This window comes from Mycobacterium sp. DL440 (assembly GCF_011745145.1).
In the GTDB taxonomy this organism is placed as follows: domain Bacteria; phylum Actinomycetota; class Actinomycetes; order Mycobacteriales; family Mycobacteriaceae; genus Mycobacterium.
This window is the reverse complement of the sequence record NZ_CP050191.1, coordinates 2,442,070-2,457,056: the sequence shown is the minus strand read 5'-3', so window position 1 is coordinate 2,457,056 and position 14,987 is coordinate 2,442,070. Positions and strand designations below refer to the sequence as shown.

Annotated in this window: 13 protein-coding genes; 5 read left to right on the top strand and 8 right to left on the bottom strand. The window is 67.7% G+C overall.

Translation table 11 applies throughout. From position 1 onward, the window contains the following. Window positions 1-2 precede the first annotated feature (2 nt). The gene (locus tag HBE63_RS11910) at window positions 3-1,142 is read right to left on the bottom strand and encodes a hypothetical protein (RefSeq protein WP_166904926.1); all 1,140 of its coding nucleotides are present in this window, start codon (window positions 1,140-1,142) and stop codon (window positions 3-5) included. Further along, a complete protein-coding gene (locus tag HBE63_RS11905; RefSeq protein WP_371814975.1) occupies window positions 1,139-2,479 on the bottom strand; it encodes a hypothetical protein in 1,341 nt (446 codons plus the stop codon). Before HBE63_RS11905 ends, HBE63_RS11910 begins: the two co-directional genes overlap by 4 nt. A 65-nt stretch (window positions 2,480-2,544) precedes the next feature. Here HBE63_RS11905 and HBE63_RS11900 point away from each other — a divergent pair, with 65 nt between their 5' ends. Continuing rightward, window positions 2,545-2,988 (top strand): hypothetical protein, encoded by a 444-nt coding sequence (locus tag HBE63_RS11900; RefSeq protein ID WP_166904925.1) that lies wholly within the window; start codon window positions 2,545-2,547, stop codon window positions 2,986-2,988. 1 nt (window position 2,989) lies between these two features. Here HBE63_RS11900 and HBE63_RS11895 read toward each other — a convergent pair whose 3' ends face one another. From HBE63_RS11895 to HBE63_RS11885, 3 genes are all read right to left on the bottom strand, one after another. Next, window positions 2,990-4,204 carry a CHAT domain-containing protein gene (locus tag HBE63_RS11895; protein ID WP_166904924.1) on the bottom strand — a complete coding sequence of 405 codons (1,215 nt, stop codon included), beginning with the start codon at window positions 4,202-4,204 and terminating at the stop codon, window positions 2,990-2,992. Next, complete coding sequence (locus HBE63_RS11890; protein WP_166904923.1) at window positions 4,186-5,934, bottom strand: hypothetical protein; 1,749 nt, start codon at window positions 5,932-5,934, stop codon at window positions 4,186-4,188. The genes HBE63_RS11895 and HBE63_RS11890 overlap by 19 nt, the downstream gene beginning before the upstream one ends. A 71-nt stretch (window positions 5,935-6,005) precedes the next feature. Then, entirely contained in the window at window positions 6,006-6,500 is a 495-nt protein-coding gene (locus HBE63_RS11885; protein WP_166909688.1) for a lipoprotein LpqH, read from the bottom strand. A 92-nt stretch (window positions 6,501-6,592) separates the two neighbouring features. Between HBE63_RS11885 and HBE63_RS11880 the strand changes: the two genes are divergently transcribed. Next, a complete protein-coding gene (locus HBE63_RS11880) occupies window positions 6,593-6,952 on the top strand; it encodes a hypothetical protein (RefSeq protein WP_371814974.1) in 360 nt (119 codons plus the stop codon). A 3-nt stretch (window positions 6,953-6,955) separates the two neighbouring features. After that, on the top strand, window positions 6,956-8,125 hold the full coding sequence (locus HBE63_RS11875) for a winged helix DNA-binding domain-containing protein (RefSeq protein ID WP_166904922.1): 1,170 nt from the start codon (window positions 6,956-6,958) through the stop codon (window positions 8,123-8,125). Between the two features lie 4 nt (window positions 8,126-8,129). On the opposite strand, the gene uvrA is transcribed toward HBE63_RS11875, so the two are convergent. Then, a complete protein-coding gene (gene uvrA, locus HBE63_RS11870; RefSeq protein WP_166904921.1) occupies window positions 8,130-11,024 on the bottom strand; it encodes an excinuclease ABC subunit UvrA in 2,895 nt (964 codons plus the stop codon). Window positions 11,025-11,097: 73 nt separating this feature from the next. On the opposite strand from uvrA, the gene HBE63_RS11865 reads away from it, so the two are divergent. Further along, window positions 11,098-11,781 (top strand): MBL fold metallo-hydrolase, encoded by a 684-nt coding sequence (locus HBE63_RS11865; protein ID WP_166904920.1) that lies wholly within the window; start codon window positions 11,098-11,100, stop codon window positions 11,779-11,781. 15 nt (window positions 11,782-11,796) lie between these two features. Here HBE63_RS11865 and HBE63_RS11860 read toward each other — a convergent pair whose 3' ends face one another. Further along, window positions 11,797-12,240 carry a universal stress protein gene (locus tag HBE63_RS11860; RefSeq protein WP_166904919.1) on the bottom strand — a complete coding sequence of 148 codons (444 nt, stop codon included), beginning with the start codon at window positions 12,238-12,240 and terminating at the stop codon, window positions 11,797-11,799. Between the two features lie 350 nt (window positions 12,241-12,590). Between HBE63_RS11860 and HBE63_RS11855 the strand changes: the two genes are divergently transcribed. Further along, window positions 12,591-14,129: a glycosyltransferase family 39 protein gene (locus HBE63_RS11855; RefSeq protein WP_166904918.1), complete on the top strand. Its 1,539-nt coding sequence runs from the start codon at window positions 12,591-12,593 to the stop codon at window positions 14,127-14,129. Window position 14,130: 1 nt separating this feature from the next. Here HBE63_RS11855 and HBE63_RS11850 read toward each other — a convergent pair whose 3' ends face one another. Further along, a complete protein-coding gene (locus tag HBE63_RS11850) occupies window positions 14,131-14,976 on the bottom strand; it encodes an acyl-CoA thioesterase II (RefSeq protein WP_208301439.1) in 846 nt (281 codons plus the stop codon). Window positions 14,977-14,987 lie beyond the last annotated feature (11 nt).

Below are 14,987 nucleotides of genomic sequence, written 5' to 3'. Positions count from 1 at the left end.
GCTCAGTAGTCGGATTCGGCCGCGCGGACCTCGGCGAGGAAGGCATCGGGCACCGCGGCGAGCCGCGAATCCAGCACCGTGGCGAGCCGCGAATTGGATGCCGCGGAGGCCAGCCGTTCCCGCGCGAACGCTCGCACCCGGTCCCGCACCTGCGCGGACTCGGGGGCGCCTTCGGCGCCGACCCGGACGGTGGTGCGTGCCCAATCCAGGTTCCAGGCCTCGGTTTCGGTGAGACCCCGCCCCTCCGCATCGTGCAACTCCAGCACCGCGCGACCCGTCGCATCGAGGAAACCGGAAGCATCGCAACCGTTACCGTGTACTTCGACCTCGATGCCCAGCGGTGAATCCGGCCCCGAAAGCAATACCTGCACCACGGCTGCGGCCCCCGCGCCATCCCCGAGCACCGACCATTCAAGGGTGTCCTCGGCAGCGTCGAACACGCCGGGCGGCACCGCCGACCACACGACCGTGCCCGCTCCGCTCGCGATCAGCCCTGCCGCCTTCGTACCGTCGCCGGCGCCGGCCGCGAGGGCGTAGTCGTCCCGCCGCGGTTCCGCTTCGAGCGTGTCCGGCCAGTCCAGCCCGATCTCACCGGCCAGCTCGCGGCATTCCTCGACCAGTGCCGCAATCCTCGGATCGCCGGACACTGCAAGAGAATTCAACATACCGAGGTGTGGCGCCAACAGGCCTGCGACATCGGCATCCAGGGTGTCGTCGGTGAAGTAATCGTCGGCGGCGACCGTCAGCAGCGCCAGTTCGGCATCGAGTACCGGGCGCTCCAGTGCCGCGATGCCGGACCGGTCGCTCGCCGGCCACCAACGCCGCAGCCAGTGCCCGATCGCCAACCGCCGCAAGGTGTCCGTCGTTCCGGGCAGCACCTCGACCCCGGCCAGGTCGAGCGGCTGTCCCGGCTCCCGCTGGCGCAGTGCGTCCAGGAGCGCGACATGACCCGACTCGCCGAGCACTCGCCACAGCCAGTCCGCGCGCTCCGGATCGGTGAACGTGATGGACGGTGGTTCGCCGGCGCCCCCATCCACCACCCAGGACAGGACCGCGCCGCTGACCTCCAGTACCGCGACCAGAGGCACATCGTCGGCCACCGGGCCGGTGCTCCACAGCCCGCCCTCTGCACTCAATATCACTCTGCCACCTGCACTTCCAGCATCGCCTTGATGCGCTGCCGGTGATCCAGGCTGACCGATCTGGCCACGCCTTCCAGCAGTGATCGCAGCTCGTCGACGTCCGCGCAAGACTCCTGCCAGACATCTCGGCCGTGCAACCGCGCCCACAGCCGGCTCAGATAGGGGCGGCAGAAGGCGGCGAGATCGTCGATGACTTGCCGTTGGCGCGGGTGCACCGCGGCACCGGCCACCAGGTAGCGGCGGGCATGCAGCACGTACGCTTCTTTTGCCAGCCGGGCCTGGATGCGCGCCGACAGCTGGTAGCGCCCCGTGGCCGAGGCGTCGAGCGGGCGCAGGTCGGTGGCCACCTCGATGCCGACCACAAGCCCGGCCTGCTTGTCCTCGGCGAGCAGTCCCCACGGCGCGCAGGACCGGTCCACCTCCTCTGCGCACAGCAGCGGGATGTCCGGCAGTTCGTCGCGGTCCAGTGCCCGGCGCAATGTCGCCCGCACCCGATCTACCACGCTGCGGTCCAGCGGGCGGTCGCCGTCGACCGGGCCATTGATCGACGGGTGCTGTTGTGGCAGCACTGAACTCAGCCCGACGGCGACAAGCGACCAGGGCAGCTCGGCGTCCTCGTGCCGCACCCCGGCGCCGAGGTTGTACGGCGTGGCGTCGGCCACCAGCGCCGACCACACCCGCCGGCGGGCCGCCTCGGCACGGTGGCTGTCGGCCGGGCCGAGCACGGTCGCCAGCCCGGCGAAGAACGGGCCGGTGATCGCGTCGGAGGCCACGACGTCATGCCAGCTGCGGTCGAGTTGGCGACGTAACCGGTCGATGACATGCGGATCGGCCACATGCTGGTTGAGCGCCTCGGTGGCGGTACGGTCACGGCCCTGATGAAGCTCGGCAAGCACCCCCGTCGCAACGTCCGTCTTGTCTGAGGCCGGCGCGCCTCGGGTCACGGCAAGTTCGAAACACACCGGGAAATAGAGCTCCTGGGCATTGCCGGTGGTGATGCGCAGCCGTCGGCGCTGCTGTTTGAGCTCGGTGAACCAGCCGGCGGCGGCACGCAGATGTGGCCCGCTGCGCATCATCTGCGCGTGCAGTTCAGCAGCCACCTCGGGAGCCAGTACCGGTGCCGAATAGTGGGTGTTGCTGCGCAGCCTGAGCACCAGCGGGTCGATGATCCGTTTGACGGTCCGGCGCAGCGGCCCGCCATCGTCGCCGCTGAACACCTCGACGCCGGGGCCCAGCGCGCGCCAGGCCCGGTCGATGACCGCTCGGCGCGGTTGGGCGGCACCCACGCCCGAATCGGCGCCCGCGCTCGCCCCAGACGTTTCGGACCCGATGCTCACCGGCACCAGGATAGAGGCGTCGAAGTTGGGTTCGGTAGTGGTCGCTCGGCCGGACCCTTGGGGACATGACCGAGGCCGTGCTGCTCACCGTCCTGTGCCTGTTCTGTGCCGGCGCCGCGCTGACCGCCACCCGCCGGGCGCGGTGTGTCTGCCGGAACGACGAGGCCGACGAGCGTTTGGTCACCCTCGGGGAGCTGGTTGCCGAATTCGACCACATGCTGGTCCGCAAGGGACTCATGACCCGGGTGCAGCTCGAGCTGATCCGCACCGGGACCCGGTCGCGCGGAATCGTCACCGGCATGCGGGCCACCGGGGCCATCCGTGAGGACTACCGCGAGGTCGAGCTCGACCTGATGGTCAGCCGGCGCGGCGGCGGCCAGTTCCCGGTGCGTCAGCGAGCGCTGATCCCGGCATCGGCGCTGGCGAAGGTCTCGCCGGGCAACCTGATCGATGCGTACTACCGTCCGGGCAATGAGAGCGTCGTGGCGATCTGTGTGACCCCGGCCTGACTCAGCGGGCGCCGTCGACGGTGAACGTGGCCAGCGCGGCCCAGTGCAAGGGGCTGGCCGTCGGGTCCCCGTCACGCCACCGGCGCATCATGACCCGTTGCCAGCGGTTCACCGCCCGACCCGCGTCATCGCCGCGATGTGCCAGGTCCACCCCGACGATGGTGTCGGTCATCGGATCGGCCTCTGCACCAGCTGGACTGAATTGACGGAACCCGGCCGTGGTCGGCAGCGACCACAGCGTCGCGGTCACCAGCTGAGCACCACCCAGGATCATCGCGGCAACCAATCCGGACGCCTCGTCGAACCGGTAGTCACCGCCGGATGCGCACGCCAGCAACGCCACTCGTGGCGGGATCGGCAGCTGCGTCGCGATCATCTCCCCCGCGGTCAGCGGCCCGCTCTCGGCCAAGTGCAGGGCCGCCCGATCGGCATGCCCGGCGGCACCGTCAGCGGCGCTGGCGTGCCCGACGTAGAGCAGCCGGCTCGGGTCCAGTGCGCAGGCGTCGGCCAACCAGTGCCGGTCGGTATCGGTACGCCGGAACAGCTCGACGGCCGCGTCGACCTTCGGCAGGACGGCGTGGCCGGCCACCAGCTCACCGAAGTGCTCCGACAACGGCGTCTGCGCTGACGGGCGGCCCAGCACCGAGCCCAGGGCCGAATCCGGCCGTTGCCCGGGAATGCGGGGATCCAGTACCAGCACCGGCGGGCGATCGAGGCGATCCTGCCAACGGACGGCGTGGCGCGGCGCATGAACGATGTTGGGCGGCACCGCCATCAGCACATCCACCAACTCCATCAGCCGGAAGCCGTCGGGACCCGGCATCGCCAGCTGACCCCAGGGCACCCGGCCCAACCGCGGGCTCGGCGTCACGAAAAGCACCGGTCGGACATCGGCGACGCAATCGGCCAGCAGTTGCCAGCCGTCGATCCCGATCAGGTGCGAACCGAGCAGCCGGGCCAGTTCCAGTTCGGACTCCGGGGTGGCGAATGCACCGGTGACCACGGCCCGTTCGACCGCCTCGGCCGGCGTCTCGGTACCGATCGGATCCGGCAGCGCCGGGTTGAGTACGGCCTCCACCGCCTCCATGTGCGGTTCCTCGATCACCCAGGTGACCGAGCGCTGCGGCTGCCCCACCACGCGCAGGCTGACATAGGTTGCGACGCCGACATCGGCGAACCGGAGTACCAGGGTGTCGGTCACGGCCACGTGATCCATTCCGCGCCAGGCGCGGTGACGTCCCGCCCGTACCGCTGCAGCGCCAGCTCCCGGTAGTGGCTCAATATCGGACCCGAACTCGGGTCGATCCGCAGCGCGGGCAACGGGCCGAGCCTGGTCAGTGCGCCTTCACCGCCGACTGGTGCCGCGGCAGCCGCGACGGCGAGTTGCGGTGCGAGTTCGGCCTCGACGGGTACGACCGCCGTGGCGGTTTCGGTCCATTCGGCGGCAGGACCCGGCTCATCCGCTCGATCGGTACTGAAAGTCCCTCGTGCGCTGTGGTATTCGATCAGCTCACAGGTCAACTCGGTATTGTCCGATTCCCAGGCCACCGCGAATGCTCCCGCCATCAAGGGAGCCGCAACACCGTTGGCCCAACGGGCCCTGGCCCCGGCGTCGGTGATCGTGTATCGCACCGAATCAACCGCCAGCGCAGCGGGAACCTTCAGGTCGGCGGCCCGATCAAGCTTGACCATCCCGCGGCGGTACTTGCGGCTGCCCGGGCGGCAGTTGAACGTGCCGGTCCCCGCGGCGTGCCGAGCCTCGACCTGTTCCCAGCTCTGCCCCGGTTTGCCCAAACCGTCGAAGCCCATCCCCGCCAACGCATCGGCCCGCCAGATGTTGCCCAGGTGCGCATCCAGTCGCGCGTACTGCAACCAACTGCGGCGCGGCGAGGCGTCCAGCAGTCCCCTGGCCTCGTCCACCATCGCGATCGCCTCGTCGAAGGCGCCGCGGAACAGAGCTAGCCAACTCCGTTGCAACAGAATTCGGTGAATATGCAAGGGCCGCTCAATCTCGCGCCAATGTCTCTCGGCGTGTTCCCAGCATTCGTCGGCCTCCCGCAACCTGCCCAGACCCACCCGGATCAGTCCGAAGTACAGCCAGCTCCGGGACACGTCATGGGCGCGGGCATGCTCGGCGATCACCGGGTAGGCCTCGGTCACCAGATCCTGGGTGTCGGCGTATTGAGCGGCCGCCCATGCCGCGGCACCACGTTCGAGTTGGGCGCGGGCGGCGGCCAGCTTCCAGCCCCGCGCCTCGGCCCGGGCACCGGCCCGGCGAAGCCATGGCTCCGCCTCGTCGAGGCGGCCGGACTCGACGCAGAACCGGCCGTAGCCGAGCGCCCCGGTGACGAACAGGTGATCGACCTCGGCATCATCGGCGCGGGGGGCGTCGCGATCCTCGAGGACGTCGAGCACCTCGGCCCACACCGGCACCGACGCGGCGTACAAGTCGTCGTCGCACAGGCTGCTCGCGATCAGAATCCTGGTGTGGCAGATGAGGTTACGATGCTCGCGCCGCAAATCGTCGAAGTCCCCACCGGTTTCGATCAGGGTCTCAAGATGCGCCGCGGCACCGTCATGATCGCCGCGGGCGGCAGCCAGTCCGGCTTCGAGGAACTCCACCCGACGGGTGTAGCGGCAGATCATGTGATCGATCTCGGAGTCGGGCATGGTGGCCTGTGCGGCGAGGTCGGGTCGTTGCCCCGAGCGGATCGCGACGTATATCCCCAGGGTATCCCGCGCCCGGGAAATACTCTCCCGCACACCGTCGTAGGCGGTGCGGACCAGGAAGATCTCGCCGAGTTGGGCGAACACCTCGAACGCGTAGTCGTCGCGGTCGGCCTGCTCGATCCGGGGCAGCAGCGAGACCAGGAGATCGTGGGCGGCGCCCTCGTCGGCGGCCAGCGCCAGGTGACGGGCCCGGGAGAGATCGTCGACGATGGTCACCCCTGCACCATATAAAAGGTGTGGGCGTGCCCGGCAGGAGGTCCGCCGGGCACGCCCACCATGTCGGGAGATCAGCTGCAGGACACCGTGATGGTGAACGGCTTGTTGATCATCCCGGCCATCGGGTTCTTCATGTCGGCACCCGACGCTTCACCGGTGATGGTGTAGGTGTCCCCGTCGACCTTGACCTCGGCCGAACCGACCTTGACGCCCATGGCCTCGCTGACCGCCAACGCGCTGCCGTCGTAGACCAGGCCCAGCGACTCGACCTTCGGCGTGGCCTCGTCGGTCATCACCACGCCCAGGCCCTGCTGACCGCCGACGGCGGCGCTGGCCACGTTGATCTTGCCGCCCTGCTTCACACACGTGACCGAGTTCAGATCGAGGCCCGCCAGGTCCGAACCGTCGACCTTGACCTCGGTGTTGGCCCCGGTGCTGACCTTGGATTCGCCGGCGGGCTGGTCCGCCGAGGCGGCGGGCTTGTCGGCAGGCTTGTCGTTCGAGCAGCCCACCAGCACGGCGCCGGTCGCGAGCAGTCCCATGGCGCCGGCGATAACTCGATTCATGGTCATTGCGTCTTCCCTTCGTTTCACGTTGCCCCGATGGCTCCGTTGTGTCTCGAAGTCTTGGTGGGCCCAAGTGCTACCGATCCCAAGAAATGTCGGTTGCCGCAGGTAACGTGGATTTCGTGACGAAGGACCCAGCGCAACCGGATCAACCTGAAGAAGCCGAGAGCGTGCTCGACGCGGAGATCGTTCCCCCGTCGCCGCTCCCCCCGGCCCCGCCTCCGCTCTCTGAGCCGGCCGAGACCGGCTACACCCCTGCCGGGGTTCCGACATTCGACGCGGTCCGGGAGAAGATCGAAACCCGCTACGGCACCGCCATCGGGGCGGCGGAGCTGGCGTCCGAGACTCCGGAGGGCCGCACCATCGAGGAGCAGTACGAGAAGCGCCAGCAGGCGGCGGCCGAGCGTCTGAAGCAGATCCGTGAGTCCATGCACAAGCCGGACGACGCCTGATTCGTGCGCACCTTCACCATTGCCGAGCGCCGGGCCCGGCTGGCCCGGCGTCACTTCCTGAGCCGTCCGGCATCCTCCGTCGCCGCCACCGTTGGCGCCTTCGTCGGGCTGCACGCGACTGATCCCTCAACGCCCTACCTGTCCCTGTGGTCGCGGCTACCCGATTTCGCCACCGACAATCTGGACCAGGAGCTGTATGCGCGGCGCACGGTGCTCAAACACCTTGCGATGCGCCGCACGCTGTGGGTCGTCCGAGCCGAGGACCTGCCGCTGGTGCAGGCCGGGGCCAGTGACCGGGTGGCCGGCAACGAGCACCGCAAACTCGTCGGCGATGTGGAGAAGGCCGGGGTGGCCGCTGACGGCGCCCAGTGGCTCGCCACCGCATGCCAGGCCGTCCTGGCCCATCTGCGCGAGCACGGGCCTACCGCTGCTGCGCAACTGCGCACCGCAGTGCCCGAACTCGCCGGCACTTTCGACCCGGCACCAGGAAAGCGGTGGGGCGGTGAAACTCCACTCTCCCCAAGGGTTTTGACGGTGCTCGGGGTGCGCGGCGAGATCGTCCGAGGCCCGAACGACAGCGGCTGGACCAACTCGCGGCCGCGGTGGACGGTCACCTCCGACTGGCTCGGCACACCGGCGCCGACAGTCGAGCCGGACCATGCCCGGGCCGAGCTGGTGCGCACCTGGTTGCAGACATTCGGCCCGGCCACGGTCACGGACATCAAATGGTGGTTCGGCAACACCCTGACCTGGGCCCGTCACGCCCTGCGCGATATCGGCGCAGTCGAGGTCGGCCTGGAGGGGGCAGCCGGCACCCCCGGTTACGTCCTGCCCGACGACCTCGACATCGAACCGGACGCCGAGCCGTGGGCGGCGCTACTCCCGGGCCTGGACGTCACCACGATGGGCTGGTTCGACCGCGACTGGTACCTCGGTGCTCATCGCAGCCAGGTCTTCGACACCAACGGCAACGGCGGGCCCACGGCATGGTGGGACGGCCGGATCGTCGGCGGCTGGGGTCAGCACGCTGACGGCCGCATCCAGGTGCACCTGTTGGAAGACATCGGCCGCGACGGCACGCGCGCACTGCAACAGCGCGCTGATGCGCTGACCGAGTGGCTGGCCGGCGCACGCGCCAATCCCCGGTTCCCCTCGCCCCTGTCGAAGCGCTGAACCGTCAGGCACTGACCTTGCGTCGCTTGGGTTTCGGCGCCGGTACATCGATCAGCTCGGCGAGGAACTCGCCGGTGTAGCTGTCCGGGTGGGCCGCCACGTCCTCCGGTGTGCCCTGCGCGACGACCGTGCCGCCCCCGGCGCCACCCTCGGGACCCATGTCCACGATCCAGTCCGACGTCTTGATCACGTCGAGGTTGTGTTCGATGACGATCACCGTATTGCCCTTGTCGACAAGGCCGTTGATCACCTTGAGCAGTTTGCGGATGTCCTCGAAGTGCAGGCCGGTGGTCGGCTCGTCGAGGATGTAGACGGTGCGCCCGGTAGACCGCTTCTGCAATTCGGCAGCGAGCTTGACACGTTGCGCCTCACCGCCGGACAACGTCGGCGCCGGCTGTCCCAACCGCACGTACCCCAGGCCGACGTCGACGAGGGTTTTGAGGTAGCGATGGATCGAGCTGATCGGCTCGAAGAACTCGGTGGCATCCTCGATCGACATATCCAGCACCTCGGCGATGGTCTTGCCCTTGTAATGCACCTCGAGGGTTTCCCGGTTGTACCGGGCGCCCTGGCACACCTCGCACGGCACATACACGTCGGGCAGGAAGTTCATCTCGATCTTGATGGTGCCGTCACCTGAGCAGGCTTCGCACCGACCGCCCTTGACGTTGAACGAGAACCGCCCGGGCTGATAGCCGCGGACCTTGGCCTCGGTGGTGGCGGCGAACAACGACCGGATCTTGTCGAACACGCCGGTATAGGTGGCTGCGTTGGAGCGCGGCGTGCGGCCGATCGGTGACTGGTCGACGCGGACCAACTTGTCCAACTGGTCGAGTCCGTTGACCCGGGTGTGTCTGCCGGGCACCTGCCGGGCACCATTGAGTTTGTTGGCCATCACCGAGGCCAGGATGTCGTTGACCAGAGTCGACTTTCCTGAGCCGGAGACCCCCGTGACGGAGGTGAGCACACCGAGGGGGAACGCGACGTCAATCTCCCGGAGGTTGTTCTCTCTCGCCCCGACGACCGTGATCTGCCGACGCTTGTCGGTAGGCCGCCGAACAGCCGGGACCTCGATGCTCTCCTTGCCTGAAAGGTAAGCGCCGGTAAGGGATTCAGGGTTGCTCAGCAGGTCCGCATACGTTCCGCTGTGCACGATGCGGCCACCGTGCTCACCGGCCGCCGGGCCGATGTCCACCACCCAGTCGGCATGCGCGATGGTGTCCAGATCGTGTTCGACGACGATGAGGGTATTGCCCAGTTCGCGCAACCGGACCAGGGTGTCGATCAGTCTGCGGTTGTCGCGCTGGTGCAGGCCGATGGACGGCTCGTCGAGCACGTAGAGCACGCCGACCAGCCCGGAGCCGATCTGGGTGGCCAGCCGGATGCGCTGTGCCTCACCGCCGGACAGCGTCGCGGCCGCCCGCGACAGCGACAGATAGTCCAGGCCGACGTCGAGCAGGAACCCGAGCCGCGACTGGACCTCCTTGAGCACCTGCCCGGCGATGGCCTGTTCACGTGTCCCCAGGGTGAGGGCGTTCAAGAAATCGGCGCAGTCGGCGATCGACAACTCGGCCACCTCGGCGATGGACTTGGCACCGTGGTCCCCGGCGGCCAGTGTCACGGCGAGGATCTCGGGCTTGAGCCGGGTGCCATTGCACTCCGGGCAGGGGATATCGCGCATGAAACCCTCGTAGCGTTCCTTCATCTGCTCCGAGTCGGTCTGCTCCATGCGCCGTGCCAGGAAGGCCATCACGCCCTCGAAATCGGCGTAGTAGGACCGGGTGCGGCCGTAACGGTTCTTGTACCGGACGTGGACCTGGTGATCCGAGCCTTCCAGAATGGCCTTGCGCGCCTTGGCCGGAAGCTTCTTCCACGGGGTGTCGACGTCGAACCCGAGCTGATCGCCCAGCCCGGACAGCATCCGGGTGAAGTACTCGGCGCTCTGCCCGACGGCCCACGGAGCGATGGCGCCGCCGGCCAGGGTCAGCTCCGGGTCGGGCACGACCAGTTCGGGGTCGACCTCTTTGCGGATACCCAGGCCCGTGCACTCCGGGCAGGCGCCGTACGGCGAGTTGAACGAGAACGACCGGGGTTCAAGATCATCAACGGCGAGCGGGTGGCCGTTGGGGCAGGCCAGCTTCTCGGAGAAGCGCTGCTCACGATGCGGATGGTCATCCTCGCGGTCCACGAACTCCAGCACCACGATGCCGTCGGCCAGGTTCAGCGCGGTCTCCACCGAGTCGGTGAGCCGCTGCTTGGAGCTGGCCTTGACCGTCAGGCGGTCGACGACTACCTCGATGTCGTGCTTTTCCTGCTTCTTGAGCTTGGGCGGATCGGTGAGCGAATGCACGATGCCGTCCACCCGCACGCGGCTGTAGCCCTGCGTGTTGAGCTTCTCGAACAGGTCCACGAACTCGCCCTTGCGGGTGCGGACGACCGGGGCCAGTACCTGAAATCGCAGCCCCTCGTCCATGGCCAGCACCTGGTCGACGATCTGCTGCGGGGTCTGCCGGGCGATGCGCTCACCACACACCGGGCAGTGCGGGGTACCCGCGCGGGCGTACAGCAGACGCAGGTAGTCGTACACCTCGGTGATGGTGCCCACGGTCGAGCGGGGGTTGCGGTTGGTCGACTTCTGATCGATGGACACCGCAGGCGACAGGCCCTCGATGAAGTCGACATCGGGCTTGTCCATCTGCCCGAGGAACTGGCGCGCGTAGGCCGACAGCGACTCGACGTAGCGGCGCTGCCCCTCGGCGAAGATGGTGTCGAAGGCCAGCGAGGATTTGCCGGACCCGGACAGGCCGGTGAACACGATCAGCGCATCACGCGGCAGATCGAGGTCGACTCCTCGCAGATTGTGCTCCCGCGCACCCTTCACAATCAGGCGGTCAGCCACGCGTTTCCTTTCCCACGACAGACTTCACGCCCATGCTATGTGCGCCCACCGACAAGCCGGATACGGTGGCGCTATGACCAGCCCTCACATCGCGGTTGACGACACCTACACCGGTCACCAGGAGCCGGGGACCGCCGCCCGGCGCGCCCTGCCGAACGCCTCGATAATCAAGGTGTCCGTGGGCCCCATGGACAACAACGCCTACCTCGTGACCTGCACATCCACCGGTGAAACACTGCTGATCGACGCCGCAAACGACGCTGAGGTGCTGCTGGATGTGATCAAGCAGCAGGCACCCGAGCTGTCCCTGATCGTCACCAGCCACCAACACTTCGACCACTGGCAGGCGCTGGAAGCTGTGGCAGAGGTCACCGGGGCGCCGACGGCCGCACACTCCCTGGACGCCGAGCCACTGCCGGTGACGCCCGACCGGATCCTGGCCGACGGCGACACCATCACGGTCGGCGAACTGAAGTTCGACGTGATCCACCTGCAGGGTCACACCGAGGGGTCGGTCGCCCTGGCGCTCAGTGGGGCCGACGGGGTGACCCACCTGTTCACCGGCGACTGCCTGTTTCCCGGCGGAGTCGGCAAAACCTGGCAGCCCGGCGACTTCGAGCGGCTACTGGGTGATGTCGGCGCCAAGGTGTTCGACGTCTACGACGACCGCACAGTGGTGTACCCCGGCCACGGAGACGACACCACGCTCGGCGCCGAACGTCCCCATCTCGAGGAGTGGCGCGAGCGCGGTTGGTAGTCGTCAGCCGGTAGCTCAGCTGGTGTGGACGATGAGCACGTCGGTCTTGGACCGGCGTGCCACGTTCGCGGGCACCGAGCCCAGCAGACGGCCGGCAATCGTGCTCAGGCCGACGTTGCCGACCACCAGCAGATCCGCCTGAACGTCCTCGGCGAGCTCGACCAGCGCATCGACCGGAGCGCCGACAACCGGCCGCTCCTCGATGTCGGTGGCGCCGGCGGCCTTCGCACGGTCTGTCGCCTCGCGGAGGATGGCGTAGATCGGCGCATTGCCCGCCATCTTGTAGCCCTCTTCCTTGAGCACATCGGCGGCACGCTGGTCTTCGCTCTGGGGGAAGTACGCGGTTGCCACGATCAGCTTGGCATTCGACCCGGCGGCAATCAGACCGGCGCGGTCGACTGCACGCAACGACGAATCAGATCCGTCTGTGCCGACCACCACGGTTCGATACGCGCTCATGAATACCCTCCCACTGTCAGTTGCAACGCCACCCGAGACAGTAACCCGTCGCCTGCTGACCAGGGGTGCGAATCACGACACCCGCACGGCCAGCCGACAACTGGACCCACTGTTGGTGCCCGGTCCGGCGAATCGGCACTGATATTAACTCGTAGAGGCGCAAATTCGGTGCCGACCGTGACGTAGTCGACGTCGGTCAAATCCGGGTTGTCGCCAGGACGATTCGCCGCCGGAGTGATCCAGCTCATCTGGACCCCTGACCACCCGGCAATAGTGCTGTCGGAGAAAGCGAGTCGGAGCGCCTCAGGTTATTGTTTGCCATCACTTGAGGGGGTGACACCGTCGCTGACGTGGATCTATCGCTGAATGAGCGCGCCGAGGGCGCGGACCGGCGCGTCGTTCGAGGAACGCGATTCGATTCCCTGGCGGTGGCCGCATTTGCCGTCGTGCTGTGCGCGGCGGGAGCCGCCCGTCCATCGCTGTGGTTCGACGAGGCGGCCACCATCTCGGCCGCTACCCGAACGGTGCCACAGCTGTGGGACCTGATCGGCCATATCGACGCGGTGCACGGGCTGTACTACCTCGGGATGCACGGCTGGTTCACCATCTTTCCGGCAACGGAGTTCTGGTCCAGGTTCTCCAGCTGCCTGGCCATCGGTGGTGCCGCGGGCGGGGTGGTGGTTCTCGGTCGGCAGTTCAGCACCCGCACGGTATCAGTCTGTGCGGGAGTTCTTTTCGCGATGCTGCCCAGGATCACGTGGGCAGGTATCGAGGCCCGCTCGTACTCCTGGTCGACGCTGGCGGCGGTGTGGCTGACAGTTCTGCTCATCTTCGCCATCCGGCGCGACCGCACCGCGCTGTGGCTGTCATATGGTGTGCTGCTGGCGGTTTCCACCGTGCTGAACATCTTCGTGGTGCTGATGGTGGTTCCACACGCCGTGGCTGTCGCGATTGTCGGTAACCGTCGTCGCACCCGCACCAGGTGGGTGTCGGTGACGGCGGCCGCGATGGTCGTCGTGGTTCCGTTCGTCTTGTGGTGTCGTTCGCAGAGCTTCCAGGTCGGCTGGATCTCACCGCCGGGCCTGCATTCGGTTGCCGAAGTCCTGGTCAGGCAGTATTTCGACCACAGTGTGGCGTTCGCGGTACTGGCGGCTGCTGTGCTGAGTGCACCCCTGCTGGCCAGGCGGCTGCGGCCCACCGATCACGGCACGCGTCGACTGGTGGTGATGGCCGTCGTGTGGGTTCTCGCCCCGACCGCGGCACTTCTGGCGTATTCGGCTGTTGCCCAACCGCTTTACTACCCTCGCTACCTCTGCTTCACCACGCCGGCGATGGCGCTGCTGCTCGCCGTGTGTGTGGTCGCGGTGGCTCGCAGCCGCGAGTGGATCACTGCCGTATTGGCGGTGTTCGCCGTCGCGGCGACGCCGAACTACCTGATGGTGCAGCGCGGCCCGTACGCCAAGGAGGGCATGGACTTCAGCCAGGTCGCAGACGTCATCTCGGCACACTCATCCCCCGGTGACTGCCTGATCTTCGACAACACCACCTCGTGGAAACCGGGCCCCATCCGCCCACTCACCGCCGCCCGCCCGGCCGCGTACACCGACCTGATCGACCCCGGTCGCGGCACCCCGGCCTGGAAACGAAATCGGTTGTGGGATGCGCATCTCGGGATCTGGGGCGTCGCTGACGAGGTGCGCCGTTGCACCGTCTTGTGGACGGTGTCCGAACGCGACCCGTCGGTACCGAGCCGACAGAGCGGAACAGGGCTGAAGCCCGGACCCCGATTGGACCGCGCTCCGGCCTATCGGGTACCCGAAAGCATGGGTTTCCACATCGTCGAACGCTGGCAGTTCAACTTCGCCCAGGTGGTCAAGTCCACCCGTTGATTCAGTCGCGGCGGCGGCCGAAGTACATCTCCTGGGTCGTCGAGCACACCAGTTGACCGGCGCGGTTGTACAGCGTGGCGCTGGCCAGGCCTCTCCCGTTGATGCCGCTGGGTGAAACCTGGTCCGACAACACCCAATCCGTCAGATCCGCGGGGCGGTGGAACCAGATCGCCATGTCGATCAACGCCGAGAACGTGGTCACATGGGTGGCACGCCGCATGGTCACTGTGGTGTCGAGCAGGGCGGTACCCGCGAAGTAGGTCAGCAGAGCACTGTTGATGATCGGATCGTCGGTCACGGGTCCGGCGGGACGCCACCACATCCGGGTGCGCTCCGGCGGCTCCGCCATCTCGATCGCCAGCCGTGGAGGCGGGTCGATGTAGCGTCGCTCGATCCACTGTGGGCGCACCCAGAACCCGTCGGCCTCATCGGCGAACGCCTGCAACTGCTCCTCGACCCCGGGAAGAGTCTCGGGACCGGGCACCTCGGGCGCGCGTCGATGGTAGTCCGCGGCATCCATCGGGACGCTGAACGAGATCATCGCCTCCAGCAATATCTCTCCCCCCTGGCGGGCGGTGACCTGACGCGTGGACAGCGAGCCGCCGTCGCGCAGGACGCCCACCTCCATCTGCACCGGATACCGGGCGTCGCCGGCCCGCAGCAGATAAACATGCAGGCTGTGCGGCAGTCGGCCAGGGACCGTGCGGCCGGCCGCCATCAGCGCCTGGGCAGTGAGATGCCCACCCACGATGTGGTGGGTGGCGTTGTCCCGCTGTTCAGCGACGAAGATGCCGTCACCCGACTCCACGAGGTCGAGCGTGGACAGGATGTCAGCAAGGGGCAGCATGGGCACCGCAG

Bases quoted from the DNA above. Each gene is read 5' to 3' on its own strand.
- HBE63_RS11900 (WP_166904925.1), top strand. From the start codon at position 2,545: ATGACCGAGGCCGTGCTGCTCACCGTCCTGTGCCTGTTCTGTGCCGGC.
- HBE63_RS11895 (WP_166904924.1), bottom strand. From the start codon at position 4,204: ATGGATCACGTGGCCGTGACCGACACCCTGGTACTCCGGTTCGCCGAT.
- HBE63_RS11885 (WP_166909688.1), bottom strand. From the start codon at position 6,500: ATGAATCGAGTTATCGCCGGCGCCATGGGACTGCTCGCGACCGGCGCC.
- HBE63_RS11880 (WP_371814974.1), top strand. From the start codon at position 6,593: ATGTCGGTTGCCGCAGGTAACGTGGATTTCGTGACGAAGGACCCAGCG.
- HBE63_RS11865 (WP_166904920.1), top strand. From the start codon at position 11,098: ATGACCAGCCCTCACATCGCGGTTGACGACACCTACACCGGTCACCAG.
- HBE63_RS11860 (WP_166904919.1), bottom strand. From the start codon at position 12,240: ATGAGCGCGTATCGAACCGTGGTGGTCGGCACAGACGGATCTGATTCG.
- HBE63_RS11850 (WP_208301439.1), bottom strand. From the start codon at position 14,976: ATGCTGCCCCTTGCTGACATCCTGTCCACGCTCGACCTCGTGGAGTCG.